Origin of the sequence: Pseudomonas brassicacearum (assembly GCF_000585995.1) — a bacterium.
In the GTDB taxonomy this organism is placed as follows: domain Bacteria; phylum Pseudomonadota; class Gammaproteobacteria; order Pseudomonadales; family Pseudomonadaceae; genus Aquipseudomonas; species Aquipseudomonas brassicacearum_A.
Genome location: NZ_CP007410.1, coordinates 153,956 through 178,290 on the forward strand (window position 1 = coordinate 153,956; position 24,335 = coordinate 178,290).

The following is a 24,335-nucleotide window of genomic DNA, read 5'->3' on the forward strand; positions in this document are numbered from 1 at the left end:
ACTGCCGTTGCATTATCACCGGCCCAACAGATAAAACCAGTCGCCCTTTCAGATAAGAGTGGCAGGATGTTTCTTCCTCTATAATTCCCGCCTCTTCATAGGGACATGGATGGCCGAATGACTGTCTACCACCGCACTGCTTTGCGCGCAGCGCTGCTTTATCTCCTGTTGTCAGTCACCTGGCTGCAGTTGGTTGGTTATTTATTGAGCAGTTTCTTCGATCAATCCGCTGACCGGCTTCACTGGCAACTGATTAACGGTTATGCCTGGGTCCTGGTCAGTGCTGGGCTGATTTTCCTGGCTCGGGTGCGTGTGTCCCGGTTTTTTGGCAAGGGCGAGCACAAGACCGATCGCGAACGCCTGCGCCAGGCGGCCGCCGTCTTCGATTGCACCCGCGAAGGTGTACTGGTAACGGACCGCAACGGTTTGATCGTGCACGTCAATCGGGCCTTCATGACCATCACCGGTTACGTTCGGAACGAAGTGTTGGGCCAGCGACCCAATCTATTCAAGTCGGGTCGCCATGGGCCGGATTTCTATCGTGACATGTTTGCATCCCTGGCCAGCGCTGGCGAGTGGAGCGGTGAGATCTGGAACCGGCGTAAAAGCGGCGAAATCTACCCTCAATGGCAGACAATCCGGGTCATTTACGACGACAGCGGCCAGATCAGCCATTACGTCGCGGTGTTTTCCGACATCAGTGCGATCAAGGATTCTGAGCATGAACTTGCTCACCTCGCTCATCATGATCCGTTGACCGGACTGCCTAACCGGCTGCTGTTTTCCGATCGCACCGAACAGGCCCTGGCGTCGGCGCAGTTGCACAAGCGTGGCTGCGCTCTGTTGCTGGTGGACCTGGATCATTTCAAAAATATCAACGACAGCCTGGGGCACAACGTCGGCGACGAGTTGCTCAAGGGTGTGTCGAAGCGGTTTCGCGGGCTCTTTGCGCCGGGCGTGACCCTGGCTCGGCTGGGCGGCGATGAATTTGCCGTGCTGGTGGAAAACTGTTCGCAGCCCGGGCAGGCGGCGGTCCTGGCCCGGCGGATTCTCGATGCACTGAAGGAGCCGTTGCGGATCGATCAGCAGTCCCTGTTCATCAATGCCAGCATCGGCATCAGCCTGTTCCCCGGCGATGCCCTCAACGCCGGGCAGTTGCTGCGCAACGCCGATTCGGCGTTGTTCAAGGCCAAGAGCGCCGGGCGTGATGGTTACGCGCTGTACACCGAGGAGCTTACCGCCCACGCTCAGCAACGGGTCGAGATTGCCTCCGAACTGCGCCGCGCCCTTGAGCAGCAAGAACTGCGGGTGCATTACCAGCCGGTGCACGACCTGACGACCAGTCGCGTGATCGGGGTCGAGGCGCTGGTACGCTGGGAGCATCCCACGCGGGGGTTGGTTTCGCCGGCCGAGTTCATTCCTATTGCCGAACGCACCGGGCTGATCGCCCAGATCGATGCCTGGGTCATGGAGCATGCTTGTCGGCAGATGTGCCAATGGCAGCAGGCCGGCGTGGCGTTGTCGTTCGTCGCGGTCAACGTTTCCAGCCGTCTGTTCGCCCATCGCGAGTTGTATGAGCAGGTCGCCCGGGTATTGCACGACACGGGCCTGGATCCGGCCTGCCTGGAGCTGGAAGTGACCGAAAGCGCGGTCATGGAAGATCCGGAAGTGGCGCTGGAGCAGATGCATCGCCTGCGGGAACTGGGTGTGCGGCTGGCGATCGACGATTTTGGTACCGGCTATTCGTCGCTGCTGCGGCTCAAGCGCCTGCCGGTGCAGAAGCTCAAGATCGATCAGGGCTTTGTCGCCGGGTTGCCGTGGGATGAAGACGATGCCGCGATTGTCCGGGTGATCATCGCCCTGGCTCGTAGCATGGGCATGCAGGTGCATGCCGAGGGCATCGAGCAGCGCGAGCAAGCGGCATTCCTGCTGGAACAGGCTTGTGAGCTCGGGCAGGGCTACTGGTTTGGCCGGCCGGTGCCGGCGCAGCAGTTGGATTGGGATCGGGCACCGGTGATTGCTTGATCGTCAGCTGCGTTGATGTTGACTGACACTCCGCCATCGCGAGCAAGCTCGCTCCCACAGTGGTTTTGTGTGGCCTGTGATATCCGCGCCAACCCGCTTCCCCTGTGGGAGCGAGCTTGCTCGCGATGGCGTCGGCTCAGCCTGCATCGATGCCAGCGCTACCCCTTGGCCCCAGGCGCCGCCATTCCCTTGGTTTCCAGATCATCCAACGCCCGCTCGACCAATAACTGAACCCCATCGGCCATGCGACTGATCGCCAGGGCTACGCAGCGGCGTGAGTCGTCGACGTCGTCGGCCAGGTCGGCGGCGATGGTGCTGATGGAGAGCAGGTCTTCGGAAGCGTTGGCCAGCAGGGTTTCGGTGTCGATGTGGGGGGAGACGATGAAGAGCTGGTTATTGTCGGGTTCGGGCGGAGAGGCTGGCTGGGGGTTGAGGTAGTAGTCGAGGGCGCGGGTGGCGGCGTCTTCGAGCTTTTTTTCTTCGAGGGCTTCGACGCGGGATTTGTGGCCGCTTTGTGGCGGATTCGGTGACGGCTTAACCATATTTATGTACCAGAGTTGGGGTTGCCATCCTTTCGCTTGCATTCGAAGAGGTGGCAACTGTGCGTAGGTGTGCAAGACCGGTCCGGTACCGCCGGCAGACCCGAAGGTCTCCCACGCACAATCGCCATAACGGATGCGAGCATAAAAAAATGCTCGGTCAATAGCCATGACCAATTGCGTACCAGTCCGGACTTGCACGTCCGTGTCACCGTTTTTTGCGATGACGAACAAAGGTTAGCGGTGCCCCAGAGCGCTGCCTAGTTCATGAACAGCCCGGCGTTTCGAAGGAAATATCCGAGAGCTTGGCAGGGAAAAGACTCGCAAACACACCCGCCGTAGGACGCCGAGTGCTCGATGTTATTTTGGTTATATAAAAATTCTTAAATAGTCTTTTTAAGAATATCCGCGCTTATCTAGTATTGCTCCCACGCCGCAAGCAGTGCAGCCCACTGCCAGGCATTCATTCAAGGAGCAGCAGCATGAGCGCATCCCTACGTAGCGTTGACGGCCAGGACGAAGCAACCATCTTGCGCGAGATCCAGAGCGCGTTGCGCGATCTTCGCTTTGGGGCAGTGGAAATTACCGTGCACAACGCCCAGGTGGTCCAGATCGAACGCAAGGAAAAATTCCGCTTGCAGCAACCGAGTCATAAGCCGTCTTGAAAACCAAAAGATCGCAGCCTTCGGCAGCTCCTACGGGGGGCTAGGTCTAGGCGCTGCCGAAGGCTGCGATCTGTTTTCTACAAGCCAAACGAATTTCCAGAAGCCATAAGAACATCAGAATTCCAGGAGCTTTCATCATGTCGTCCATTCGTCGTTATGCCCTGGCCGTCCTGGCCAGCGCTGTTTTTGCAGGTTCCGCGGTCGCCAAGGATTACGAGCTGCTCAACGTGTCCTACGACCCGACCCGCGAGCTTTACCAGGATTACAACGCCGAGTTCGCCAGTTTCTGGAAGAAAGCGCACCCGGACGACAACGTGAAGATCCAGCAATCCCACGGTGGTTCGGGCAAGCAAGGCCGGGCGGTGATCGATGGTCTGCGGGCCGACGTGGTGACCCTGGCCCTGGCCGGCGACATCGATGAAATCGCCAAGCTGGGCAAGTCCCTGCCGCTGGATTGGCAAACACGCCTGCCGGACGCCAGCACGCCTTACACCTCGACCATCGTGTTCCTGGTGCGCAAGGGCAATCCCAAGGGCATCAAGGATTGGGGCGACCTGATCAAGAATGACGTGTCGGTCATCACGCCGAACCCGAAGACCTCCGGCGGCGCTCGCTGGAACTTCCTCGCGGCTTGGGCTTATGGCCTGAAGGCCAACGGTGGTGACGAAGCCAAGGCCAAGGAATACGTACAAGCGCTGTTCAAGCACGTGCCGATCCTCGACACCGGCGCCCGAGGCTCGACCATTACCTTCGTCAACAACGGTCAGGGCGACGTGTTGCTGGCCTGGGAAAACGAAGCCTTCCTGGCGCTGAAGGAAGACGGCGGCGCCGATAAGTTCGACATCGTCGTGCCGTCGCTGTCGATCCTCGCCGAACCGCCGGTGGCGGTGGTGAACAAGAACGCCGAGAAAAAAGGCAACGCTGAAATCGCCGAAGCCTATCTCAAGCACTTGTACAGCCCGGCGGGCCAGGAAATCGCCGCGAAGAACTTCTATCGTCCACGTGACAAGGACGTTGCCGCCAAGTACTCGCGCCAGTTTCCGAAACTGGACCTGGTGACCATCGACAAGGATTTCGGCGGCTGGAAAACCGCGCAACCGAAATTCTTCAATGATGGCGGCGTGTTCGACCAGATCTATCAGGCGCAGTAAGCTGGACAGGCCATAAAATGGGCTCTGACTGCTGTTGCAATGTTGTTTACTCAAGGCTTGAAGGATTCTTTGTGGCGAGGGAGCTTGCTCCCGCTTGAGTGCGAAGCGCTCACAAAAACGGGGCTGCTGCGCAGCCCAGCGGGAGCAAGCTCCCTCGCCACGGATTCACTCGCCAGCGAACCGCATTGCAATGGCCGTCGGGGCTTTGCTGTTCTCAACCAAGGACTTCTATGTCGCGTCGCATATCCCCCGTCATACCCGGCTTCGGGCTGACGCTGGGCTACACCCTGGTGTACCTCAGTCTGATTGTGCTCATACCCCTGGCGGCGATGTTCGTGCATGCCGCTCAACTCACCTGGGAACAGTTCTGGGCGATCATCTCGGCGCCACGGGTGCTGGCTGCCTTGAAGCTCAGCTTCGGCACCGCGCTGTACGCCGCGATCATCAACGGTGTGATCGGTACGTTGCTGGCCTGGGTGTTGGTGCGCTACACCTTCCCCGGCCGCAAGATCATCGACGCGATGATCGACCTGCCGTTCGCCCTGCCCACCGCCGTGGCCGGCATCGCCCTGACAGCGTTGTACGCGCCGACCGGCCTGGTGGGCCAGTTCGCCACTGACCTGGGGTTCAAGATCGCCTATACGCCGCTGGGCATCACCTTGGCACTGACGTTCGTGACGCTGCCGTTCGTGGTGCGCACGGTGCAGCCGGTGCTGGCTGATATTCCCCGTGAAGTCGAAGAAGCTGCCGCCTGCCTCGGTGCCAAGCCGTGGCAGGTGTTCCGCCATATCCTGGTTCCGGCGTTGCTGCCGGCCTGGTTGACCGGCTTCGCCCTGGCGTTTGCCCGTGGCGTGGGCGAGTACGGTTCGGTGATTTTCATCGCCGGCAACATGCCGATGAAAACCGAGATCCTGCCGCTGTTGATCATGGTCAAGCTCGACCAATACGACTACACCGGCGCCACCTCCATCGGCGTGCTGATGCTGGTGGTTTCCTTCGTCCTGTTGCTGCTGATCAACCTGCTGCAGCGGCGCATCGAAACCCCATAAGGAGGCGCGAACATGTCCCAATCGTCTATTTCCGCAGCCTCCACCAACGCTGCCCGTCGTGGCAGTGCGACGTCGCGGCGAATCCTGATCGGCCTTGGCTGGCTGATTTTTGCGCTGTTTTTATTGCTGCCGCTGTTCATCGTGGTGTCCCAGGGGCTGAAGTCAGGCCTGGGGGCATTCTTTACCGCGATCTTCGAACCCGACGCATTGTCGGCGCTGAAGCTCACGGTGATCGCCGTGCTGATCTCGGTGCCGCTGAACCTGGTGTTCGGCGTCAGTGCCGCGTGGTGCGTGAGCAAGTATTCATTCCGTGGCAAGAGCATGCTGGTGACGCTGATCGACTTGCCGTTTTCGGTGTCGCCGGTGATCGCGGGCCTGGTGTATGTGCTGATGTTTGGCGCCCAGGGCCTGTTCGGGCCGTGGCTGTCGGATCACGACATCCAGATTGTGTTTGCGCTGCCGGGGATCGTGCTGGCGACGATTTTTGTCACCGTGCCGTTCGTGGCCCGGGAGCTGATCCCGCTGATGCAGGAGCAGGGCACCCAGGAAGAGGAAGCCGCGCGCCTGCTGGGCGCCAATGGCTGGCAGATGTTCTGGCACATCACCGTGCCGAACATCAAGTGGGGCCTGATCTATGGCGTGGTGCTGTGTACCGCCCGGGCCATGGGCGAGTTCGGCGCGGTGTCGGTGGTGTCCGGGCACATTCGCGGGGTGACCAACACCCTGCCGCTGCACGTCGAGATCCTCTACAACGAATACAACCACGTGGCCGCGTTCGCTGTGGCGAGCCTGTTGCTGATCCTGGCGCTCTTGATCCTGCTGCTCAAGCAGTGGAGCGAAAACCGAATCAACCGCCTGCGCGCCAGCGCCGCGGAGGAATAAGTCATGTCGATCGAAGTTCGTAACGTCAGCAAGAATTTCAACGCCTTCAGGGCCCTGGACGACATCAGCCTGGACATCCAGAGCGGTGAATTGGTCGCGTTGCTGGGCCCGTCGGGTTGCGGCAAGACCACGCTGTTGCGGATCATCGCCGGCCTCGAAACGCCGGACCATGGCAACATCGTGTTCCACGGCGAGGACGTGTCCGGCCACGATGTGCGTGATCGCAACGTCGGTTTCGTGTTCCAGCACTACGCCTTGTTCCGCCACATGACGGTGTTCGATAACGTCGCTTTCGGCCTGCGCATGAAGCCCAAGAATCAACGCCCGAACGAAAGCCAGATCGCGACCAAGGTCCACGAACTGCTGAACATGGTGCAGCTGGATTGGCTCGCCGACCGCTACCCTGAGCAGCTGTCCGGCGGCCAGCGCCAGCGCATCGCCCTGGCTCGCGCATTGGCGGTGGAGCCCAAGGTGTTGCTGCTGGACGAGCCCTTCGGTGCCCTTGACGCCAAGGTCCGCAAGGAACTGCGCCGCTGGCTGGCGCGCCTGCACGAGGACATCAACCTGACCTCGGTGTTCGTGACCCACGACCAGGAAGAAGCCATGGAAGTCGCCGACCGGATCGTGGTGATGAACAAGGGCGTGATCGAGCAGATTGGCTCACCGGGCGACGTTTACGAGAACCCGGCCAGCGACTTTGTCTATCACTTCCTCGGCGACTCGAACCGCCTGCACTTGGGTGAGGATCGGCACGTGCTGTTCCGTCCCCATGAAGTCTCGCTGTCGCGTTCGGAACTGGAAGACCACCATGCCGCCGAAGTGCGCGACATCCGGCCGCTGGGCGCCACCACCCGGGTGACCCTGAAGGTGGAAGGCCAGAGTGAGCTGATCGAAGCTGAAGTGGTGAAGGATCACGACAGCCTGGTGGGCCTGGCGAAGGGCGAGACGCTGTTCTTCAAGCCCAAGGTCTGGCAGAAGGTCGCCAACCTTTAGGATCAAAAGCATCGCGAGCAAGCTCGCTCCCACAGTGGTTCGGCGGTCATCCTCCTGACCTTGTGGGAGCGAGCTTGCTCGCGATGGCGACGGCACAGCCAACTTCCTCCGAATCTGAATAACACCGCTCGTCCTTGCTTCAATCGGTTCTACTTTTGCACCTGTTCTTGAATCAAACCCTACCTAGACTCTGACTTGCCAGGAGGCGAGTGAGAGTCCAACGACGGACCGGTGTTATCTCCTGGCGCCCTGATGCCAAGGAGATGAAGTATGAGAATGGAAGTCAGTCGGCACGGCCCGTTTGGCTGTGCATTGCTAAGTGTCTTGCTGGGCTCGTCCGCCAGCGCCGCCCCATCGTTATCGCCGCAGATTCCCTTCGATGTCACGGTGACCAAACCGGTTTCGCTGCCCAGCCTGCAAGCCAATTTCGATGACCTGTCATGGCAGACCTTCATCGCCCTGAACTGGCCGGCGCTGGACAACGGTCACCCAGATACCGGCACCTCCATCGGCAAGCAAGATGGCGCCACGGTGTGGGAAAGCTGGAAGGAGAGTTACCAGATCTTCCGGGCCAAGGGCCAGGCGCCGCTGCCCTGGGATGCGCCAGCAACCCTTCCTGACGCGTGCAAGTCGCTCAAGCCGGGTCGCTTGCTGCAGCAGATGGGCAAGGTTCCCGATGTGCTGGATGAGTTTATCCAACCCTTCGAGAGCGGCCCGTTGGTGGATCAGAACGGCACCTACACGCGCAACGAAATCGTGGTCAATCAATCGATGTTCGACGGGATCGTCGACAACGGTTTGTACAGCATTGAAGGCCAGCAGCAGTTTTTTGCCGCCAAGCCGACCAACGCCGTGGCGTTCAGCTGCGGCTCGTCCAGTACCAAGCAGGTCGGTGCGCTGATGGTGAAGGCTTCGTGGAAAGTGCTGGGAGGCAATGATCGGAAGCAGGATTTTCATACGGTCGATGCGCTGGTCTATACGCCGGGAAACAGCGATCCGACCAAAGGGCCGATTGTCGCAGAGTCATGTAAGTCAGAGCCGGTCGGGCTCGTGGGGTTGCACATCGTTCATAAGACCAACAGTGCCGCGCAATGGGTCTGGTCGACTTTTGAACATGTGAACAACGTACCGGAAAAATCCACGCCTCCCGCCCAACGGGTGGGGCCGTATCTGTTCTACAACGCCGCCAGCAAAAGCGAGATCAACCAACCTCCGCCTCGGCCGTGGAACCCGGCAGTGAAGGCGACACCTTCGCAGATCGTGCGTGAAGTGCCGCTGACCGAGGCCACCCAACAACTGAACGCCAGCTATCAAGCTCAGTTGCGCACGGTCAATCCGCAAAGCGTCTGGGCCAACTATCAATTGATCAGTACCCAATGGCCGTCGGCCCCATCATCGAACTGCCAGATATCGGCCGCCAACCCGCTGGGCAGCCCTGCGCCCTTGTTCCTGGCCAACGCCACGCTGGAGACCTACATCCAGGGCACCGTGCCCCAGGCGTCTTCCAGTTGCATGGCTTGCCACGGCAATGCCGCCACCCATGTCACCGAATCCCCGCGTACCAGTTTCGCGGACTTCACCTATTTGCTCGAACGCGCACAGTCCACCGGTGCGACAAGGAGTCAGCCATGAGCAGTGATCTGGAGAACTTCATTGGCCTTTCATCGGCCCTGACCGGCATTCCCACTGATCGGCTTGCGCCAGAGATCGACCAGGTGGGACTGCCGCCGATCTTTCTCGCGTTCATCACGCCGCGAATCACGCCGCAGGTGCTCAATACGTTGCTGACTCAGTACGCCACGTTGGCGGCCGACCATGTGTCCCCCGATCAGATCGCCAAGGCGGTGCTGATGGACGGATCGCGACCGGCCGTCACGCAGACCGCCCAAGCCGCGCGTTCGATCATGAAGCTGTGGTTGCTTGGGGTCTGGTATCAGCCCTATGCCACCGGGGACTACAAATCGACTGATTCTACAGTGGTGTCCGACCAGGCCTACATCCAGAGCTGGGCCTGGAAAATTGCCCAGGCCCACCCCATGGGCTACAGCGAGATGGTGTTCGGCTATTGGAACACGACGCCGCCGAGCCTTGAGGACTACACCGGGGTACCCGCCAACTCGCAAGGAGCCTCGTCATGAGTACCGAACAAGCAGATGTGGTCATCGTCGGCGCAGGACTGGCCGGCAGCATCATCGCCTATCAGTTGGGCATGGCCGGCGTGGATGTGCTGGTGCTCGAATCGGGTCCGGAGATCCCGGCCAACCGCGCCCAATACCTGGAACGCTTCTATACCGCCACGCTGAAAACCCCGGAATCACCCTATCCTCCGGTGTCGACCTTGGACCCATGGCGAGATCCGACCAAAGAAAATGCGCCTCGGGCTACCATTGCCGACCTGATCAAGGGCTGGAACGATCACGCCGTCAGCTATCTGGTACAGAAAGGTCCGCTGCCGTTCAACAGCACTTATGAACGGGTGGGCGGCGGCACGACCTGGCACTGGGTCGGGACGTGCCTGCGCATGGTGCCGAACGATTTTCGCCTGAGGAGCAAGTATGGCGTCGGGGTGGATTGGCCAATCGGCTACGACGACCTGCAAAGCGCCTATTGCCGGGCGGAGGCGGAAATCGGGGTGTCGGCGAATGTCGCCGACCAGGCCTACCTGGGCATGACGTTTCCCGAGGGCTATTCATTCCCGATGCACAGCATTCCGTTGTCGTTGGTCGATGGCAGTTTTGTCACGGCCGTGACCGGCCAGACCTTCGACGGCTTGCCGCTGGTGGTCAGCCCGACGCCGGCCGGACGCAACTCCCAGCCCTATGCCGGGCGCCGGGTGTGTGCCGGCAATACCAACTGCACGCCGATCTGCCCGATCCAGGCCAAGTACGACGCGACGGTGACCATGAACAAGGCCCTGGCCACCGGCAAGGTCCGGGTCATGTACCGGACCGTGGCCAGCAACGTGACCGTGGGCCCGGACAAGAACATCAATGGCATCAAATTCAAACAATATCAGCTTGGCGAGGGGCCGAAGACGGGAGACGGCGTGGCCATCGGGCAGCGTTATGTGATCGCGGCCCATGCCATCGAAACCCCTAAATTGTTGCTCAACTCCAAGACCCCGGACTGGCCCAAAGGTGTAGCCAACAGCAGCGGGCAGGTGGGACGCAGCCTGTCCGACCATCCGATTTACCTGGCGTGGGGGCTGATGCCGGAAGGCAAGACGGTCTTTCCGTATCGTGGCCCGGTGTCCACGGCGGGCATCGAGAGCCTGCGCGACGGTGCTTTTCGGAGCCAGCGGGCAGCCTGGCGCATCGAAATCGGCAACGAGGGCTGGAACTGGCCGGTTGGCGACCCTTACGTCACCGTGGCCGACTTTATCGACGGAGCGAACGTAAGCTGCACCAACCCGTTGCCGTCGAAAGAAACACCGCCGCCGCCCACTGAAGCGCTTTACGGCACGGCACTGATTCAAAAACTCAATGACCTGTTCATCCGCCAGTTTCGGATCGGATTCCTGGTGGAGCAGGTGGAGGAGCATCCCGACCAGTCCAACAGCTACATCGTGCCCTCGACGGACAAACTCACGGACGGGCTCGGCATTCTTCGGCCGGAAATCCACTACGACCTGTCCGATTACACCAAGGAAGGTTTCAGGCAGGCGAAGATATTGGCGAGCCACATCATCCAGAACCTGCTCGGTGCGGTGGAGCTGACGGCACCCATTGGCAAAGGGACCTTCAGATACAAAGATGAAGACTACAGCTTCCAGGGCGCCGGGCACCTGATGGGGACCTACCGCATGGGCGCTGACCCAGCCACGTCGGTGGTGGACAAATACCAGCGCAGTTGGGACCACAAGAACCTGTTCCTGGTGGGCGATGGTGTCTTCCCCAGCACGGGCACCTCGAACCCGAGCCTGACGATTGCGGCGCTGTCGTTCCAGGCTGGGGATACCGTGGCCAATGACTTGAAGGCGGTGACGATGCAAGTCCAATCCAACATCGCCTGGCAGGGCACTGGCGTGCAGGTCAACGCGTTGGTTCCGCGCTTGGTTCGCTACGTCAGTGGGCTATGGTGTGCCAGCCCGCAAGGCGGCAATGTGGATGGGAACGGTGGCTCGCGGCACATCGACTACGCCAGCTATGCGTTACCCGGTGCAGCCGAAGGCGCCTTGATTGGGCGTGTGGGCAACGGTGGAACGCCGTTCCTGGTGGGTGATCTGGCGCAGGTTCCTGCCAGCGAGCAAGGCGAGCTGCAACTGTGCATCAACGATGACCTGACCGGGCAATACGGAGCAGGCTTGAGCGATAACACCGGTGCGCTGACGGTGCGGATCGAGTTCGGCACCCTGTGATGCCTGAGCGGTAAGGCTAACTCCAGTGGGAGCGAGCTTGCTCGCGATAGCGGTGGGTCAGTCGACACGGGTGTGTCTGGCCGAGCGCAATCGCGAGCAAGCTCGCTCCCACAGAGGGGTATTGTTTTTTCACGCCGCCGAATGCTGGTTGCGCACCGCCACCGGCCCGACGCGCTCTTCGATGGCCCGCTTCAGTTCGCCGCGAAGCCCCAGCAGGAAACCCGCTTCCACCACCACGAACAACGGCCCGACAATCAGCCCAGTGAGGTCGTCGACGAATGCCGGTTTGCGGCCTTCGTAATAGTGACCGACAAACTGGATCACCCAACCCACCACAAACATCCCCAGGCCACTGCCCAGCCACACCGCCGTGCTTTGCGCGGCCAATGTCTGGCCCAACCATACCGCCAGGCCCAGCAGTACCGTCATCAGCACACCCAGGCGCACTTCCAGGCGCAGATAGAACCAGGCACTGGCCACGGCCACCAGCAACGCTGGCGACATCAGGATCGCCCCCAGCGGCCAACCAGGTCGTGACAGCAGCACGGCGACGGCGAAGAAAATCAGCGGAATACCGATGAAATGGCTGGCGATGTTGCGCGGGTCACGGTGGTACGCGGCATATTGACTGAGATGATCGACGAGGCTTTTCATTGTTGTTCCTCCTGAGGTGATGCCTGCATGATGCCCAGGTTCCACACGATGTTCTGTCAGCTAGCCGACACTTGTCCTGGAGTCTCCATGAACGCGCATCCCTGGCACTCGCACTTGATGGCTGGTCACTGGTACAGCCATTTACCTGCTGAGTTACAGAATAGTCTGCTGGCGATGTCGCGGGTGCGCCGCCTGCCGCCGGGTCATGGGCTGTTCAAGCGCGGCGATCCGCCTTGCGGCCTGTATGCTGTGCTGGAAGGCGCGGTACGGGTAGGCGCGGTGAACGAGCAGGGCAAAGAGGCACTGCTGAGTATGATCGAAGCGCCCCACTGGTTCGGTGAAATCTGCCTGTTCGATGGCCAGCCACGGACCCATGATGCGATCGTGGTGGGTCAATGTGCGTTGCTGCGCGTGCCGCAGGCGCCGTTGCTGGCCTTCCTGGAAGCGCAGCCGATCTACTGGCGGCATCTGGCATTGTTGATGAGCCACAAATTGCGCCTGACCTTCATCAACCTCGAACAGTTGAGCCTCATGCCCGCCCCGGCACGCGTGGCCCACCGCTTGTTGCAGATTGCCCAAGGCTACGGCGAAATCGAACCGGCGCGCCGGCTCTTGCAACTGCCCCAGGAGCAATTGGCCCTGATGCTCTCGCTGTCCCGCCAGACCACCAACCAGATCCTCAAGGACTTGCAGGCCCAGGGCATTCTCCACCTGGGTTATGGCGAGATCGAAATCCTCGACATTGAGCGGTTGCGCGGGTTGACCATGATCTGAATCTGACCTGGGCCTTGTGGATACGCTACACTCGCGTTAAATTTGAATTAAATACAGTGCATTTTATGATTGTAAGCAATTTTGCACTGTATACGATGCGGAATATAAGCATGAAGACCCTCGGTGAATTGATCAGACGTCTGCGCAAAGAACACAACCTCTCTCAGCAGGTCCTGGCCGCGCAATATTGCATGAGCCGTGCCACGATTTCTGGCATCGAAAACAACACCATTCCTGAGGTCGGGATTCGTAAGGTCGAAGCGATCCTCAATGGTTTTGGCTACGAGCTGGCGGCAGTTGCCCGACCCACGAAGCGCCCTACACTCGACTCACTGAAAAAGGACTCTTTCCATGGCTGATGAGCAAGGCCTGGACAGGCTGCAAGTCTCGGTCAGCGAAACGGCCGTTGGTGTTCTGGGACGAGGGCAACAGCGCACTGACTCCGTGTTCACTTACGCCACCAGCACGTGTGAAGAGCAGTCCGTTTCGCTGACGATGCCGGTGCGCCTTGAAAGTTACACCTGGGAGTCAGGTGTACCGCCAATCTTTGAAATGAATTTGCCGGAAGGCGCCTTGCGTGATGAGCTGGTCCGTCGCTTCAGCAAAGCGGTGCGTGGCTTTGACGACTTCGCCATGCTTGCTATCGTCGGTCCCCATCAGTTGGGCCGGGTTGGCATCGGTCATTGGCGGACCGACGATGGGCCGCCCGAAACCAGCCTGGCGGACTTGCTGGTGCACGATGGTGCTGAAGGTTTGTTCGACGATTTGCTGCACACCTATGGACAATATTCAGGGGTTTCGGGCGTACAACCCAAGGTACTGGTACGCGACAGCGCATCGACCGTCGATCCCCTGACCCACCGGGGCGCCACTCACTTAATCAAGGCTTTTCGCGCCGACGAGTTTCCGGAATTGGCGGCGAATGAGTTCTTTTGCATGCGAGCCGCGCAGCACGCGGGGCTTGAAGTGCCGGAGTTCGAATTGAGCGAGCGCGGCAAGTTTTTAATCGTTAAGCGCTTTGATGTGCTGGGCACCGGCAACTATCTGGGTTTTGAGGATTTTTGTGTTCTTAACGGCTCGCCGTCCAGGACCAAATACGACGGTTCGTATGAAGGCGCGGCCCGGCAGATCAAGGCCTTCGTTTCACCTCATTTGCTCAATCAGGCGCTGGAGTCCTTGTTCAAAATTGTTGCGCTCTCGGCCGGCTTGAAAAATGGTGATGCGCACCTGAAAAATTTCGGAGTGCTTTATGAGCATTGCGGCGTTGATGCGTCAGTCAGGCTCGCGCCAGCCTATGACATCGTCAGCACGGCGGTGTATATCCGCAATGACAATATGGCGCTGTTGCTGGGCGGTTCCAAAGCCTGGCCCAAATACAAAATGTTGGTGGGGTTTGGCCGCTCGGCGTGCAACCTGACCGAAGGGCGTTGCAAGGAGTTGCTGGAGCAGGTCATTCATGGGATGGAATTGGCCATGGTTGAAATGCGCCATTACATGGGCGGCAATGAGCGGTTCAGGCCGACTGGAGAAGCGATGATCGAGGCTTGGACGGCTGGGCTTGCGCGCAGCCTTAAGCCCTCTGTCACCTGACCCTGCACTACCAGTCAAATGTGGGAGCGAGCTTGCTCGCGATAGGGCCAGCCCAGCCAACGCAAATCCCTAGTGCAACCCATCCCGGAACTGCCCCGGCGTCATCCCGGTCCAGCGTTTGAACGCGCGGCTGAAGCTGCTGGTGTCGGCAAATCCCAACAGATAGCTGACCTCGCTCAACGAGCAATGCGGATCTTGCAGGTGCAGCAGCGCCAGGTTTTCCCGGCATTCATTGAGCAGCGCGTCGAAGCGGCAGCCTTCGTCGGCCAGGTGCCGTTGCAGGCTGCGCAGGCTCAGGTGCATGGCCTGGGCGATGCGTTCGGCGCTGGGTTCGCCTTCGGGCAGTTGGGCCTCGATGGCTGCTCGCACCTTGCGCTCCCAGGTCAGCGGCTTGAGCTGCGCGAGGGTGCGTTCGAGCACTGTTTCGTTGTGTTCGGCCAGCTCCGGGTTGGCGTCGTCCAGGTGGCTGTCGAAATCCGTGAGGTCGAACTCCAGGCAATCCTGCGCGGCACCGAAATGTACCGGCGAACGGAACACTTTGTGCCAGGGGCCGGGATCCGTCGGTTCCGGGCGCCGCAGGTACACCGCCAGCGGCGCGTAATCGCGGCCCAGGCGGTTGCGGCAGGTGCGCACATAAATCGCCGCGAACGCATCGATGGCCTCAAAGGCCGGCGCCGGTCGGCCCGGTGGCACCTCGAGGCTAAAGCGATAACGGTCCTCTGCGCGACTCAGTTGCAGGGTCAAGGCATCGCTGACCACCGGGTGATAGCGCACGATTCGTTCGAACACTTCCCGCAGACTGCCGCTGGCCACCAGGGCGTAACCCAGTGCATGAAAGGTGGTGGGGCTGACGAAACGCGAGACCCGCAGGCCGATGGCCGGGTCGTCGCTGGCTTGCACCGCCAATGTCCACAGGCGGGTGGTGGCCGAGAGCGGGTAGCGGGCGTTCGGGTCGTCCATCCACTGCGGGTCGAGGCCGGCCTCGACGCAGAGGGCGTGGCTGTCCAGGCCCAGCGCATCGAGCTGTTTGCGCAGGGCGCGGGTCCAGCTGGCGAGGGAGGTCGGTTCAGTCATGACGATTGGCGCTTGCGGTCAACAGGTTGGCGTTTACGGCTACCACCCCATGGGACAACGCCCGGCAGGATGAGCACATCTCTAACAGAGGATGTAAGCCATGCACGGCACTTGCGCAAGCCCCGAGCGATTGAATGCACAACAGCGATCCGCCCATATTCGCCAGGTGGTCCTGGCCCGGGGTGAGGAATTGCGTCAGCGCTACCCGATTTTGCGTTACCAGGATGCGTTGGGCGCGGGCATCCTGGCGTTCGCCCTGGTTGGGATGATCGGTTCGGCGCTGCTCTACCTCAATGGTCACCTGGCCGGATGGGCGTGCTTGCTGCTCAACGCTTTTTTCGCGTCCCTGACCCACGAGCTGGAGCACGACCTGATCCACAGCATGTATTTCCGTAAGCAACGCCTGCCCCATAACCTGATGATGGGCCTGGTGTGGCTGGCGCGCCCGAGCACCATTAACCCGTGGATCCGCCGCCATCTGCACCTTAACCATCACAAGGTGTCCGGCAGCGAGGCCGATATGGAGGAGCGCGCCATCACCAATGGCGAGCCCTGGGGGCTGGCGCGGTTGTTGATGGTGGGCGACAACGTCATGTCGGCCTTCATCCGCCTGTTGCGAGCCAAGACCTGGGCGCACAAGCGCAGCATCCTCAAGCGCACGCTGAAGGTGTACTTCCCGCTGGCGCTGCTGCATTGGGGCGCCTGGTATGCGTTTCTCGGTTTTCATGGGGCCAACGGCGTCGCCAGCCTTTTGGGGACTTCGGTGGAGTGGTCGGCGACCACGCTGTCGGTCATGCACGTGATCGACATCGCGGCGGTGGTGATCATCGGGCCGAATGTACTGCGCACCTTTTGCCTGCACTTCATCAGCTCGAACATGCACTACTACGGCGACATCGAGCCGGGCAATGTCATCCAGCAAACCCAGGTGCTCAACCCCTGGTGGTTGTGGCCGTTGCAGGCGTTCTGCTTCAACTTCGGCAGCAGCCATGGCATTCATCATTTCGTCGTGAAGGAGCCGTTCTACATCCGCCAACTGACGGTGCCGGTGGCCCACAAGGTGATGCGGGAGATGGGGGTGCGGTTCAATGACTTCGGCACTTTTGCTCGGGCCAATCGGTTTGTGCGCCAGGAAGGTGTGGTGCGGGAGGCAGGGGGGACGGTGCGGGTTTGAAACTAACCTGTACGAAGGGCCAGAACTGAACCTGTGGCGAGGGAGCTTGCTCCCGCTGGGCTGCGCAGCAGCCCCAAAAAAAACGGGCCGCTTCGCGTCCAGCGGGAGCAAGCTCCCTCGCCACAGGGAACGGGTTGCAGTTAGAACTGGTAACTCACCGTAGCCGCCACATTGCGCTCTTCGCCCATGTAGCAGAAGCTCAGGCTGGCGCACGAAGCGACGTAGGTTTCGTTCGTCAGGTTGTTCGCGTTCAGGCGAACGTCCACGCCTTTCAAGCCGACCTTGCCCAGGTCATACCCCACCGATGCATCGAACAGCGTGTAGGACGGCACCTTCATGGTGTTCTCCGCGTCGGCCCAGCTGTAGCCGACATACCGCACGCCGCCGCCCAGGCGCAGGCCATCGAGTGTGCCGCTGTCGAATTGGTAGTCTGCCCAGACCGAGGCCATGTGACGCGGGGCCTGGGTCGGTGAGTTACCCTTGTTTTCGATGATGTCGGTGGGCGTGCTCAACGTACTGATCATCGATTTCGAGTATTCGATGTCGGTAAAGGTGTAGCTGCCCAGCACTTTGAACTGCTCGGTCAATTGCAGATGCGCTTCCAGTTCCAGGCCTTGGGAACGCACGGCACCGACAGCACGGTAGAAGTTGTCCTGGGGCAGTTTGGTCGCCAGGTTTTCCTGGTCGATGCGAAACAGCGAGGCCGTGTACAGGTCATCCGTGCCCGGTGGCTGGTACTTCAGGCCCAATTCCCATTGCTTGCCATCGGTGGGCGGCAGCGGGTTGCCGGCGCTGTCGGCGTAGGAGTTCGGGTTGAACGACTCGGAGTAGCTGATGTACGGCGCCAGGCCGTTGTCGAACAGGTACAGCGCCCCGGCGCGGCCGGTGAGCTTGGTGCGTTTGTCGTTGATCTCGGTGCCTTCCGGACGACCGAATTCGGCAATGCGGTTTTCATCCGAGGTTTCGACCCAGTCCTGGCGCAGGCCGAGGGAGAAACGCCATTTGTCCATTTCGATCAGGTCTTGCAGGTAGACACCGGTTTGCTCCAGGCGCCGCAGGTAGCTGGTGGGACTGAAGTAGCTGATGGCCGAGTTGCCATAGGCCGGGTCGAAGGCATTGATCGGGGCCAGGCTGCCGCTGGTCCAGTCGACCACGGTCTTGCGCCGCTGGTAGTCGGCGCCCATCAGCACGGTGTGCTTGGTCGCGCCGGTGAAAAACTCAGCCTGCAACATGTTATCGACGATGAACGAATGGAGCTTTTCTTCGGCGCCGGTGTAATAACGGTTCAGCTCGTTGCTGGTGGGCGTGGTCCAGCCGAAGGCGTAGACCTGGTCGTTCTTGACCTCGGAATCCAGGTAACGGAAGTTCTGCCGGGCGGTGAAGACATCGTTGAAACGGTGTTCGAACTGGTAGCCGAACGACTGCTGGTCACGCTCATAGCGGTCGATACCGGGTTCGCCTTCGAAGAAGTGTTCGGAAATCCGCCGGCCGTTGCGCGGGTGCAAGGCGCCGTCGGCCGGCATGCCGCCGTGGTAGCCGCCATCGGGGTCATGTTGCAGGTAGGCCTGGAGCGTCAGTGAGGTGTCTTCGCTGAAATCGATGTTCACCGTAGGCGCGAGGGCGAAGCGTTTTTCCTTGTTGTGGTCGAACTGGGTGTCGGAGGAGTCCGCCAGGCCGATCAGGCGATAAGTGATGCGTTTGTCTTCGTCCACGGGCCCAGTGAAGTCGAAGCCCATGCCGCGTTGGCCCTGGGTGCCGACGGTGGCCTGGACCTGGTGATAGGCCTCGTACTGGGGCTTCTTGCTGGTGAGCGCCACCAGGCCACCCGGCGAGCTGCGGCCATAGAGCACTGAGGAAGGCCCCTTGAGAATATCGACCCGCTCCAGGAAGTACGGGTCGACCTGCATGGAGCTGTAGGTGCCGCTGTCGCCCATGGACTTGAGGCCGTCGAGGTAGATGTTGTCCACCGAGCCATCGTTGAAGCCCCGCATCGCCACGTAGTCGTAACGGTGGGTGGCGCCGTAGGGATTGGTCAGCACGCCAGGGGTGTAGCGCATGGCCTGGGACACGGTTTGTGCGCCCTGATCGTCCATTTGCTGGCGGGTGACCACGGACACGCTTTGCGAGGTTTCCCGCAGGGCCGTACTGGTCTTGGTGGCGACCTGGCTGTGGGTGGCGTTGTAGCCTTCCATGCTGCCCAGGGCGTTACCCAGGGCGAAGCCTTTGATGTCGGTGGCCGGCAGCGCCAGGCTGTTGCCCTGGACCTCGGTTTGCAGCACGTAGCTGCTCCCGTCCTGGCTGACGGCAACCAGTCCCGAACCGCTGAGCAGATGACTCAGGGCCTGGTCCGTCGAGTACTCGCCTTTGAGTCCCGGCGACTGGACGCCGCCGGTTTGCTCCGGGGTGCTTGCCAGGGTGATCCCGGCCCGACGGGCGAACAGGTTCAGTACATCGCTCAACGGGCCGGCAGGAATGTTGTAGCTCTGGCGGCCGGTGGACAGGCCGTCCTGGGCGGCGATAGCGAGCATTGGCACGGCGCCGATGCCCAGCGCCATGGAGAACAGCGCGGCATGGATCGCCTGGCGCAACAGGCCCGGTGGCGAAGAAACGTCGAAGGAGGTCTTGAGAGGTACGCGCTCAGTCATTGTAGGTTCCGTTGGAGTCACTGAAAGCCAATAAGCGTTGCTTACTGTCCTAGCCGGACGTCCCCGCAAAACCCGCCAAAAAAAATCAAACCGCACGTTCCAGCGTGACCCACCAACGGGTGCGATAGCGCAGTTGCACGGGAAGCATGCGAGGCAGGACGGCCAGCAGCTTGTCGGTGTCCTCCAGGCGGAACACCCCCGACAAGCGCAGATCGGCAATCGACGCGGCGCATTTCAAATAGCCGGGGCGGTAGCGTCCTACTTCGTTGAGGAAGTCTTCCAGGCGCATGTTGCGCGTGACGATCAGCCCGTCCGCCCAGGCGCCGACATCCATGTCCAGCGCTGGCGCCAGCAGGGCTGTCGATGAGGTGATCACATAGCTCTGCCCGGCAGAGACCTGGATAGGTGTGCCGGCGTCGCTGCGATGGGAACGGATCGCTACGCTGCCGCTGGCGACGCTCAAGCGCGTGCAGTCGCGGTCCTGGCGCACGACGAAGCGCCCGTCCAATCCTTCGAACAGGCCGTGGCGGCTTTGGACCAACAGGGGGCGCCCCGGGTCGCGGGCGCAAGTGACCATGACTTCACCGCGGGCCAGGCTGATCAGGCGCTGCTTGGCCGTGTAGTCCAGGTCGGCGGCGCTGTCGGTGTTGAGTTCAAGCCGCGTACCGTCCGGCAGCTGGAAGCCTCGTCGTTCACCCGTGGCGGTGGCGAAGTCGGCGTTCCACGGCTGCCAGCCCAGGTCTTTGCCCAGCCATGCGGCGGACCCCATCAGTGCAACGCCCGACAACAGCTTCAGGGCCTGCCGTCGGCCGAGTCGCTGGGCGCTGTTTTCCAGGGTTTCGAGGGCGATGTGGGCACCGGGCACTGCCCGCAGGTTCGAGGTTAACTCGCTGTGCAGCGATTGCACCCGTTGCCAGGCCAGTTCGTGCTCGTGATGGGCGGCGCGCCAGGCATCGCACTGTTGGCGCAACGTGGGGTTGGCGGCATGGTTGCGCAGGCGCAGCAGCCAGTTGATCGCCTGCCTGACCACCTGCTGGGACGGGCCGTTGCGTCGGTTCTGTGAGTGATCCATGGGTTCAGCTTTCATAGCGCAACACATAGCAGTGGTACAGCGCATCGGCGACGTAACGTTCCACCGAGCGCAGCGAAATGCCCATCTGTTCGGCAATCTGCTTGTACGTCAGGCCTTCGCACTGGGCCAGCAGAAACGCCCTGCGCACTTTCGGCTTGAGCCCTTCGAGCATTCTTGCAATGGCTTCGAGCAATTCCAGGATCAAGGCCTGGGCTTCGGCACCGGGGGTTTCGGTTTGTGGCAGGTGAGCTATGGTTTCGAGGTAGGCGCGCTCGATTTCTGTTCGACGCCAATGGTCGATCACCAGGCCTTGGGCGATGGTGCGCAAAAAAGCGCGTGGCGCCTTGAGTTCCAGGCGTTCGGTACGTTGCAGCAGGCGAACGAACGTGTCCTGGGCCAGGTCCGCCGCATCGGCGGCATTGCCCAACCGGTTGCGCAGCCAGGTATTGAGCCAGCCGTGATGGTGGTTGTAGAGCGTCTGTACTGCAAACTCGGGAGATGACATGAACGCGACGGCCTGGCTATCACAAATGATAATAGGTCGCATTGTCATCATGGGGTGGCGAATTTGCAACCACCGTTGGACCGACGCAAACGAGGACGATCGTTCCATCCACGGCCAAAAGGACAATCGGCGCTGTGCCCCTCGTCGGCCAATGTCATAAAGCCCTAATTTTTTTCAAGCGCTAGCCGACAGAGTGATAAGCGTGCACCAAAGTGGAGCATGGCAGAATGCCTGCTCGTGCTTTTCACATGAAATATTGCAATTGGAATGCAACCCCACTCTTTGCATAAGAAGCCCATCGATGAATCTAAAATTCAGCCACAAAATCCTTCTGGCCGCCTCGGGTGTGGTGGTTCTGGCTTTTGCCCTGTTCACGCTCTACAACGACTATCTGCAGCGAAATACCATCGCCCGCAGCCTCGAGTCCTCCATTGAACAATCCGGTGACCTGACGGCCAGCAGCATCCAGAACTGGATGAGTGGCCGGATACTGGTGCTGGAAAACCTGGCGCAGAACATCGCGCATCAGGGCGCCGGTGCCGATTTGCCGGGCCTTGTCGATCAGCCGGCACTGACGTCGAATTTCCAGTTCACCTATGTGGGCCAGGTCAACGGTGTGTTCACCCAACGCCCCGACGCAAAAATGCCCGACGGCTACGACCCGCGTCAGCGCCCTTGGTACAAACAAGCCGTCACTGCCGACAAAACCATGCTGACCCCGCCGTACCTGGCGGCGGTCGGTGGCTTGGTGGTGACTGTCGCACTGCCGGTGAAGCACAACGGTGAACTGCTCGGCGTGGTGGGTGGCGACCTGAGCCTGGAAACCCTGGTGAAGATCATCAATTCCGTGGACTTCGGTGGCATCGGCCATGCTTTCCTGATCAGCGGCGACGGGCAGGTGATCGTCAGCCCGGACAAAGACCAGGTGATGAAGAACCTCAAGGACATCTACCCCGGCACGCCGGTGCGCATCGGCAAGGGCATCCAGGATGTTGAGTTGAACGGGCAGGACCGCATCCTTTCGTTCACCCCGATCACTGGCCTGCCGAACGCTGAGTGGTACATCGGTCTGTCGATCGATAAGGCAAAAGCCTACGCACCGTTGAGCCAGTTCCGCACGTCTGCGTTGATCGCGATGTTTGTCGCGGTGGCGGCCATTGCGTTGCTGCTGAGCATGTTGATCCAGGTGTTGATGCGTCCGTTGACCACCATGGGGCGCGCCATGCAGGACATCGCCCAGGGCGAAGGCGACCTGACCCGGCGCCTGGTCGTGCAGGGCAAGGACGAATTCGCGGTATTGGGTGGTTCGTTCAACCAGTTCGTGGAGCGGATTCACGCCTCGATTTCCGAAGTATCCTCGGCGACACGGCAGGTGCATGACCTGTCGCAGCGGGTAATGACTTCGTCCAACGCTTCGCTCATCGGCTCGGATGAACAGAGCGCTCGCACCAACAGTGTGGCGGCGGCCATCAACCAGTTGGGCGCCGCGACCCAGGAAATCGCCCGCAACGCCGCCGACGCTTCACAACATGCCAGCGGTGCCAGCGAGCAGGCCGATGACGGGCGCCAAGTGGTGGAAAAAACCATCCATGCCATGACCGAGCTGTCGCAAAAAATCAGCCTTTCGTGCACTCAGATCGAAACCCTGAACGCCAGCACCGATAACATCGGGCACATCCTGGACGTGATCAAGGGCATCTCCCAGCAAACCAACCTGCTGGCCTTGAACGCCGCCATCGAAGCGGCCCGCGCCGGTGAAGCCGGACGTGGTTTTGCGGTGGTGGCCGATGAAGTGCGCAACCTGGCGCATCGCACCCAGGAGTCGGCGGAAGAAATCCACAAGATGATCACCTCGCTGCAGGTCGGTTCCCGTGAAGCGGTAACCACGATGAACGCCAGCCAGGCGTCCAGTGAAGAAAGCGTGGAAGTCGCCAACCAGGCCGGCCTGCGGCTGGTCAGCGTGACGCAGCGCATTGGCGAGATAGACGGCATGAACCAGTCGGTGGCCGCCGCGACCGAAGAGCAGACCGCCGTGGTGGAAACCCTCAACATGGACGTCAGCCACATCAACCTGTTGAACCAGCAAAGCGTGGCCAACCTCAATGAAACCCTGAAGGATTGCGATGCCTTGTCCCAACAGGCCAACCGGTTGAAGCAACTGGTGGACAGCTTCAAGATCTGAGGCCTCAGCTGACATCACCGCAAGCTGAGCCACCGCTTTCGCGAGCAAGCTCGCTCCCACAGGGGAATGGTTGTGAAGCTGAAACTCGGGTCCACCTCGGAACCAATGTGGGAGCGGGCTTGCCCGCGAAGGCGGCGGCACAGGCTACATCACCGACACAGATCCACCGCTTTCGCGAGCAAGCTCGCTCCCACAGGGGATTGGCGGTGGGCCTGGATCTTGGGTTCACTCCAACTCAATGTGGGAGCGAGCTTGCTCGCGATGGCGATCTTCAATGCAGCACAGGCCGCTCAGCCCAATGCTTGAACCTCAAGCCAACCCAATCCCTGTGGCGAGGGAGCTTGCTCCCGCTCGGCTGCGAAGCAGTCGTAAACCGGCGGGTGCGGTGTGTCTGATGCTCCGCATTTGGCGGGTTTTGGGGCCGCTTCGCGGCCCAGCGGGAGCAAGCTCCCTCGCCACGGGGTTTGTCGATTGCCTTGAGTGAACAGCATTAGCCCCACATCGAGGAAGGGCTGTGCCTTAGGCGAACATCACTTGCACATTCCCCATCGCCTCATCGGCAAACCCTTGCAGGAAGTCCCTGAACCCGGACGGGGTATGGGCGTCGGTGTGGTCGGCGATGATGGTCCAGGTGGCGCGGCAGCGGTTGTCTGCCAGGGGCTCGACGCGCATGGCCGCCCAGAGATTGTCGATGCCCAGGGTGTTGTAGATCAGCGTCCAGGTCATGTGCATGGCCTGGTCGTCACGGCTGTTGAGCTGTTCCACCACCAGGTTCTGGCCGTCGCGGAAGAATTTCTTGCGCAGGGAGCGCACGCCGTCGCCGGTCATTTCGATATGCTCCAGCGCCGGAATAAAGCGCTCGAATCCGCCAAAATTACCCACCACTTCCCAGACACGCGCCGCGTCGGCCGTTACTTCCACCGAGGTTTCGACCTGGCAGGCGTGGGGGGTTTTGATCAGGGTGTCGGGTTGAAATGCACTCATGGTCTTGCTCCTTGCTTTGG

At 60.8% G+C, this 24,335-nt stretch carries 21 protein-coding genes; 14 read left to right on the plus strand and 7 right to left on the minus strand.

Features of this window, described 5'->3' with window-relative positions; all coding sequences use genetic code 11:
• The first annotated feature begins 117 nt into the window (after positions 1 to 117).
• The gene (gene dibA, locus CD58_RS00730; RefSeq protein ID WP_025211188.1) at positions 118 to 2,025 is read left to right on the plus strand and encodes a phosphodiesterase DibA; all 1,908 of its coding nucleotides are present in this window, start codon (positions 118 to 120) and stop codon (positions 2,023 to 2,025) included.
• A 158-nt stretch (positions 2,026 to 2,183) separates the two neighbouring features.
• Here the strand turns inward: dibA and CD58_RS00735 are convergent, their stop codons facing one another.
• On the minus strand, positions 2,184 to 2,567 hold the full coding sequence (locus CD58_RS00735; RefSeq protein WP_025211189.1) for a DUF6124 family protein: 384 nt from the start codon (positions 2,565 to 2,567) through the stop codon (positions 2,184 to 2,186).
• Positions 2,568 to 3,046: 479 nt separating this feature from the next.
• Here CD58_RS00735 and oscA point away from each other — a divergent pair, with 479 nt between their 5' ends.
• The 8 genes from oscA to CD58_RS00775 all read left to right on the plus strand — a co-directional run bounded on the left by oscA (position 3,047) and on the right by CD58_RS00775 (position 11,661).
• Positions 3,047 to 3,229: a sulfur starvation response protein OscA gene (gene oscA, locus CD58_RS00740; RefSeq protein WP_003186967.1), complete on the plus strand. Its 183-nt coding sequence runs from the start codon at positions 3,047 to 3,049 to the stop codon at positions 3,227 to 3,229.
• A gap of 137 nt (positions 3,230 to 3,366) precedes the next feature.
• Complete coding sequence (locus CD58_RS00745) at positions 3,367 to 4,380, plus strand: sulfate ABC transporter substrate-binding protein (protein ID WP_025211190.1); 1,014 nt, start codon at positions 3,367 to 3,369, stop codon at positions 4,378 to 4,380.
• 230 nt (positions 4,381 to 4,610) lie between these two features.
• On the plus strand, positions 4,611 to 5,429 hold the full coding sequence (gene cysT / locus CD58_RS00750) for a sulfate ABC transporter permease subunit CysT (protein ID WP_013692011.1): 819 nt from the start codon (positions 4,611 to 4,613) through the stop codon (positions 5,427 to 5,429).
• Positions 5,430 to 5,441: 12 nt separating this feature from the next.
• Positions 5,442 to 6,311: a sulfate ABC transporter permease subunit CysW gene (cysW, locus tag CD58_RS00755; protein WP_025211191.1), complete on the plus strand. Its 870-nt coding sequence runs from the start codon at positions 5,442 to 5,444 to the stop codon at positions 6,309 to 6,311.
• Between the two features lie 3 nt (positions 6,312 to 6,314).
• Positions 6,315 to 7,304, plus strand: a complete 990-nt coding sequence (locus CD58_RS00760) for a sulfate/molybdate ABC transporter ATP-binding protein (protein ID WP_025211192.1) — start codon at positions 6,315 to 6,317, stop codon at positions 7,302 to 7,304.
• Between the two features lie 270 nt (positions 7,305 to 7,574).
• The gene (locus CD58_RS00765) at positions 7,575 to 8,936 is read left to right on the plus strand and encodes a hypothetical protein (protein ID WP_025211193.1); all 1,362 of its coding nucleotides are present in this window, start codon (positions 7,575 to 7,577) and stop codon (positions 8,934 to 8,936) included.
• Positions 8,933 to 9,442: a sorbitol dehydrogenase gene (locus CD58_RS00770; protein ID WP_025211194.1), complete on the plus strand. Its 510-nt coding sequence runs from the start codon at positions 8,933 to 8,935 to the stop codon at positions 9,440 to 9,442. The genes CD58_RS00765 and CD58_RS00770 overlap by 4 nt, the downstream gene beginning before the upstream one ends.
• The gene (locus tag CD58_RS00775) at positions 9,439 to 11,661 is read left to right on the plus strand and encodes a GMC oxidoreductase (RefSeq protein ID WP_025211195.1); all 2,223 of its coding nucleotides are present in this window, start codon (positions 9,439 to 9,441) and stop codon (positions 11,659 to 11,661) included. The genes CD58_RS00770 and CD58_RS00775 overlap by 4 nt, the downstream gene beginning before the upstream one ends.
• Positions 11,662 to 11,790: 129 nt before the next feature.
• Here CD58_RS00775 and CD58_RS00780 read toward each other — a convergent pair whose 3' ends face one another.
• Positions 11,791 to 12,315 carry a DUF962 domain-containing protein gene (locus tag CD58_RS00780; protein ID WP_025211196.1) on the minus strand — a complete coding sequence of 175 codons (525 nt, stop codon included), beginning with the start codon at positions 12,313 to 12,315 and terminating at the stop codon, positions 11,791 to 11,793.
• Between the two features lie 87 nt (positions 12,316 to 12,402).
• On the opposite strand from CD58_RS00780, the gene CD58_RS00785 reads away from it, so the two are divergent.
• The 3 genes from CD58_RS00785 (at position 12,403) to CD58_RS00795 (ending at position 14,679) form a co-directional block, all read left to right on the plus strand.
• A complete protein-coding gene (locus tag CD58_RS00785; RefSeq protein ID WP_025211197.1) occupies positions 12,403 to 13,089 on the plus strand; it encodes a Crp/Fnr family transcriptional regulator in 687 nt (228 codons plus the stop codon).
• Positions 13,090 to 13,199: 110 nt separating this feature from the next.
• Positions 13,200 to 13,448 carry a helix-turn-helix domain-containing protein gene (locus CD58_RS00790; RefSeq protein ID WP_025211198.1) on the plus strand — a complete coding sequence of 83 codons (249 nt, stop codon included), beginning with the start codon at positions 13,200 to 13,202 and terminating at the stop codon, positions 13,446 to 13,448.
• Positions 13,441 to 14,679 carry a type II toxin-antitoxin system HipA family toxin gene (locus tag CD58_RS00795; protein WP_025211199.1) on the plus strand — a complete coding sequence of 413 codons (1,239 nt, stop codon included), beginning with the start codon at positions 13,441 to 13,443 and terminating at the stop codon, positions 14,677 to 14,679. The genes CD58_RS00790 and CD58_RS00795 overlap by 8 nt, the downstream gene beginning before the upstream one ends.
• A gap of 69 nt (positions 14,680 to 14,748) precedes the next feature.
• On the opposite strand, the gene CD58_RS00800 is transcribed toward CD58_RS00795, so the two are convergent.
• The gene (locus CD58_RS00800; RefSeq protein WP_025211200.1) at positions 14,749 to 15,753 is read right to left on the minus strand and encodes an AraC family transcriptional regulator; all 1,005 of its coding nucleotides are present in this window, start codon (positions 15,751 to 15,753) and stop codon (positions 14,749 to 14,751) included.
• Between the two features lie 100 nt (positions 15,754 to 15,853).
• On the opposite strand from CD58_RS00800, the gene CD58_RS00805 reads away from it, so the two are divergent.
• On the plus strand, positions 15,854 to 16,927 hold the full coding sequence (locus CD58_RS00805; RefSeq protein ID WP_025211201.1) for a fatty acid desaturase: 1,074 nt from the start codon (positions 15,854 to 15,856) through the stop codon (positions 16,925 to 16,927).
• A gap of 140 nt (positions 16,928 to 17,067) precedes the next feature.
• On the opposite strand, the gene CD58_RS00810 is transcribed toward CD58_RS00805, so the two are convergent.
• The 3 genes from CD58_RS00810 to CD58_RS00820 all read right to left on the minus strand — a co-directional run bounded on the left by CD58_RS00810 (position 17,068) and on the right by CD58_RS00820 (position 21,149).
• The gene (locus CD58_RS00810) at positions 17,068 to 19,572 is read right to left on the minus strand and encodes a TonB-dependent siderophore receptor (RefSeq protein ID WP_025211202.1); all 2,505 of its coding nucleotides are present in this window, start codon (positions 19,570 to 19,572) and stop codon (positions 17,068 to 17,070) included.
• Between the two features lie 85 nt (positions 19,573 to 19,657).
• Positions 19,658 to 20,659, minus strand: coding sequence for a FecR family protein (locus tag CD58_RS00815; protein WP_025211203.1), 1,002 nt, complete (start codon positions 20,657 to 20,659; stop codon positions 19,658 to 19,660).
• Entirely contained in the window at positions 20,649 to 21,149 is a 501-nt protein-coding gene (locus CD58_RS00820; RefSeq protein WP_025211204.1) for a sigma-70 family RNA polymerase sigma factor, read from the minus strand. Before CD58_RS00820 ends, CD58_RS00815 begins: the two co-directional genes overlap by 11 nt.
• A gap of 301 nt (positions 21,150 to 21,450) precedes the next feature.
• Here CD58_RS00820 and CD58_RS00825 point away from each other — a divergent pair, with 301 nt between their 5' ends.
• Positions 21,451 to 23,331, plus strand: a complete 1,881-nt coding sequence (locus tag CD58_RS00825) for a methyl-accepting chemotaxis protein (RefSeq protein ID WP_025211205.1) — start codon at positions 21,451 to 21,453, stop codon at positions 23,329 to 23,331.
• 519 nt (positions 23,332 to 23,850) lie between these two features.
• Here CD58_RS00825 and CD58_RS00830 read toward each other — a convergent pair.
• A complete protein-coding gene (locus tag CD58_RS00830; protein WP_025211206.1) occupies positions 23,851 to 24,315 on the minus strand; it encodes an SRPBCC family protein in 465 nt (154 codons plus the stop codon).
• Between the last annotated feature and the right edge of the window lie 20 nt (positions 24,316 to 24,335).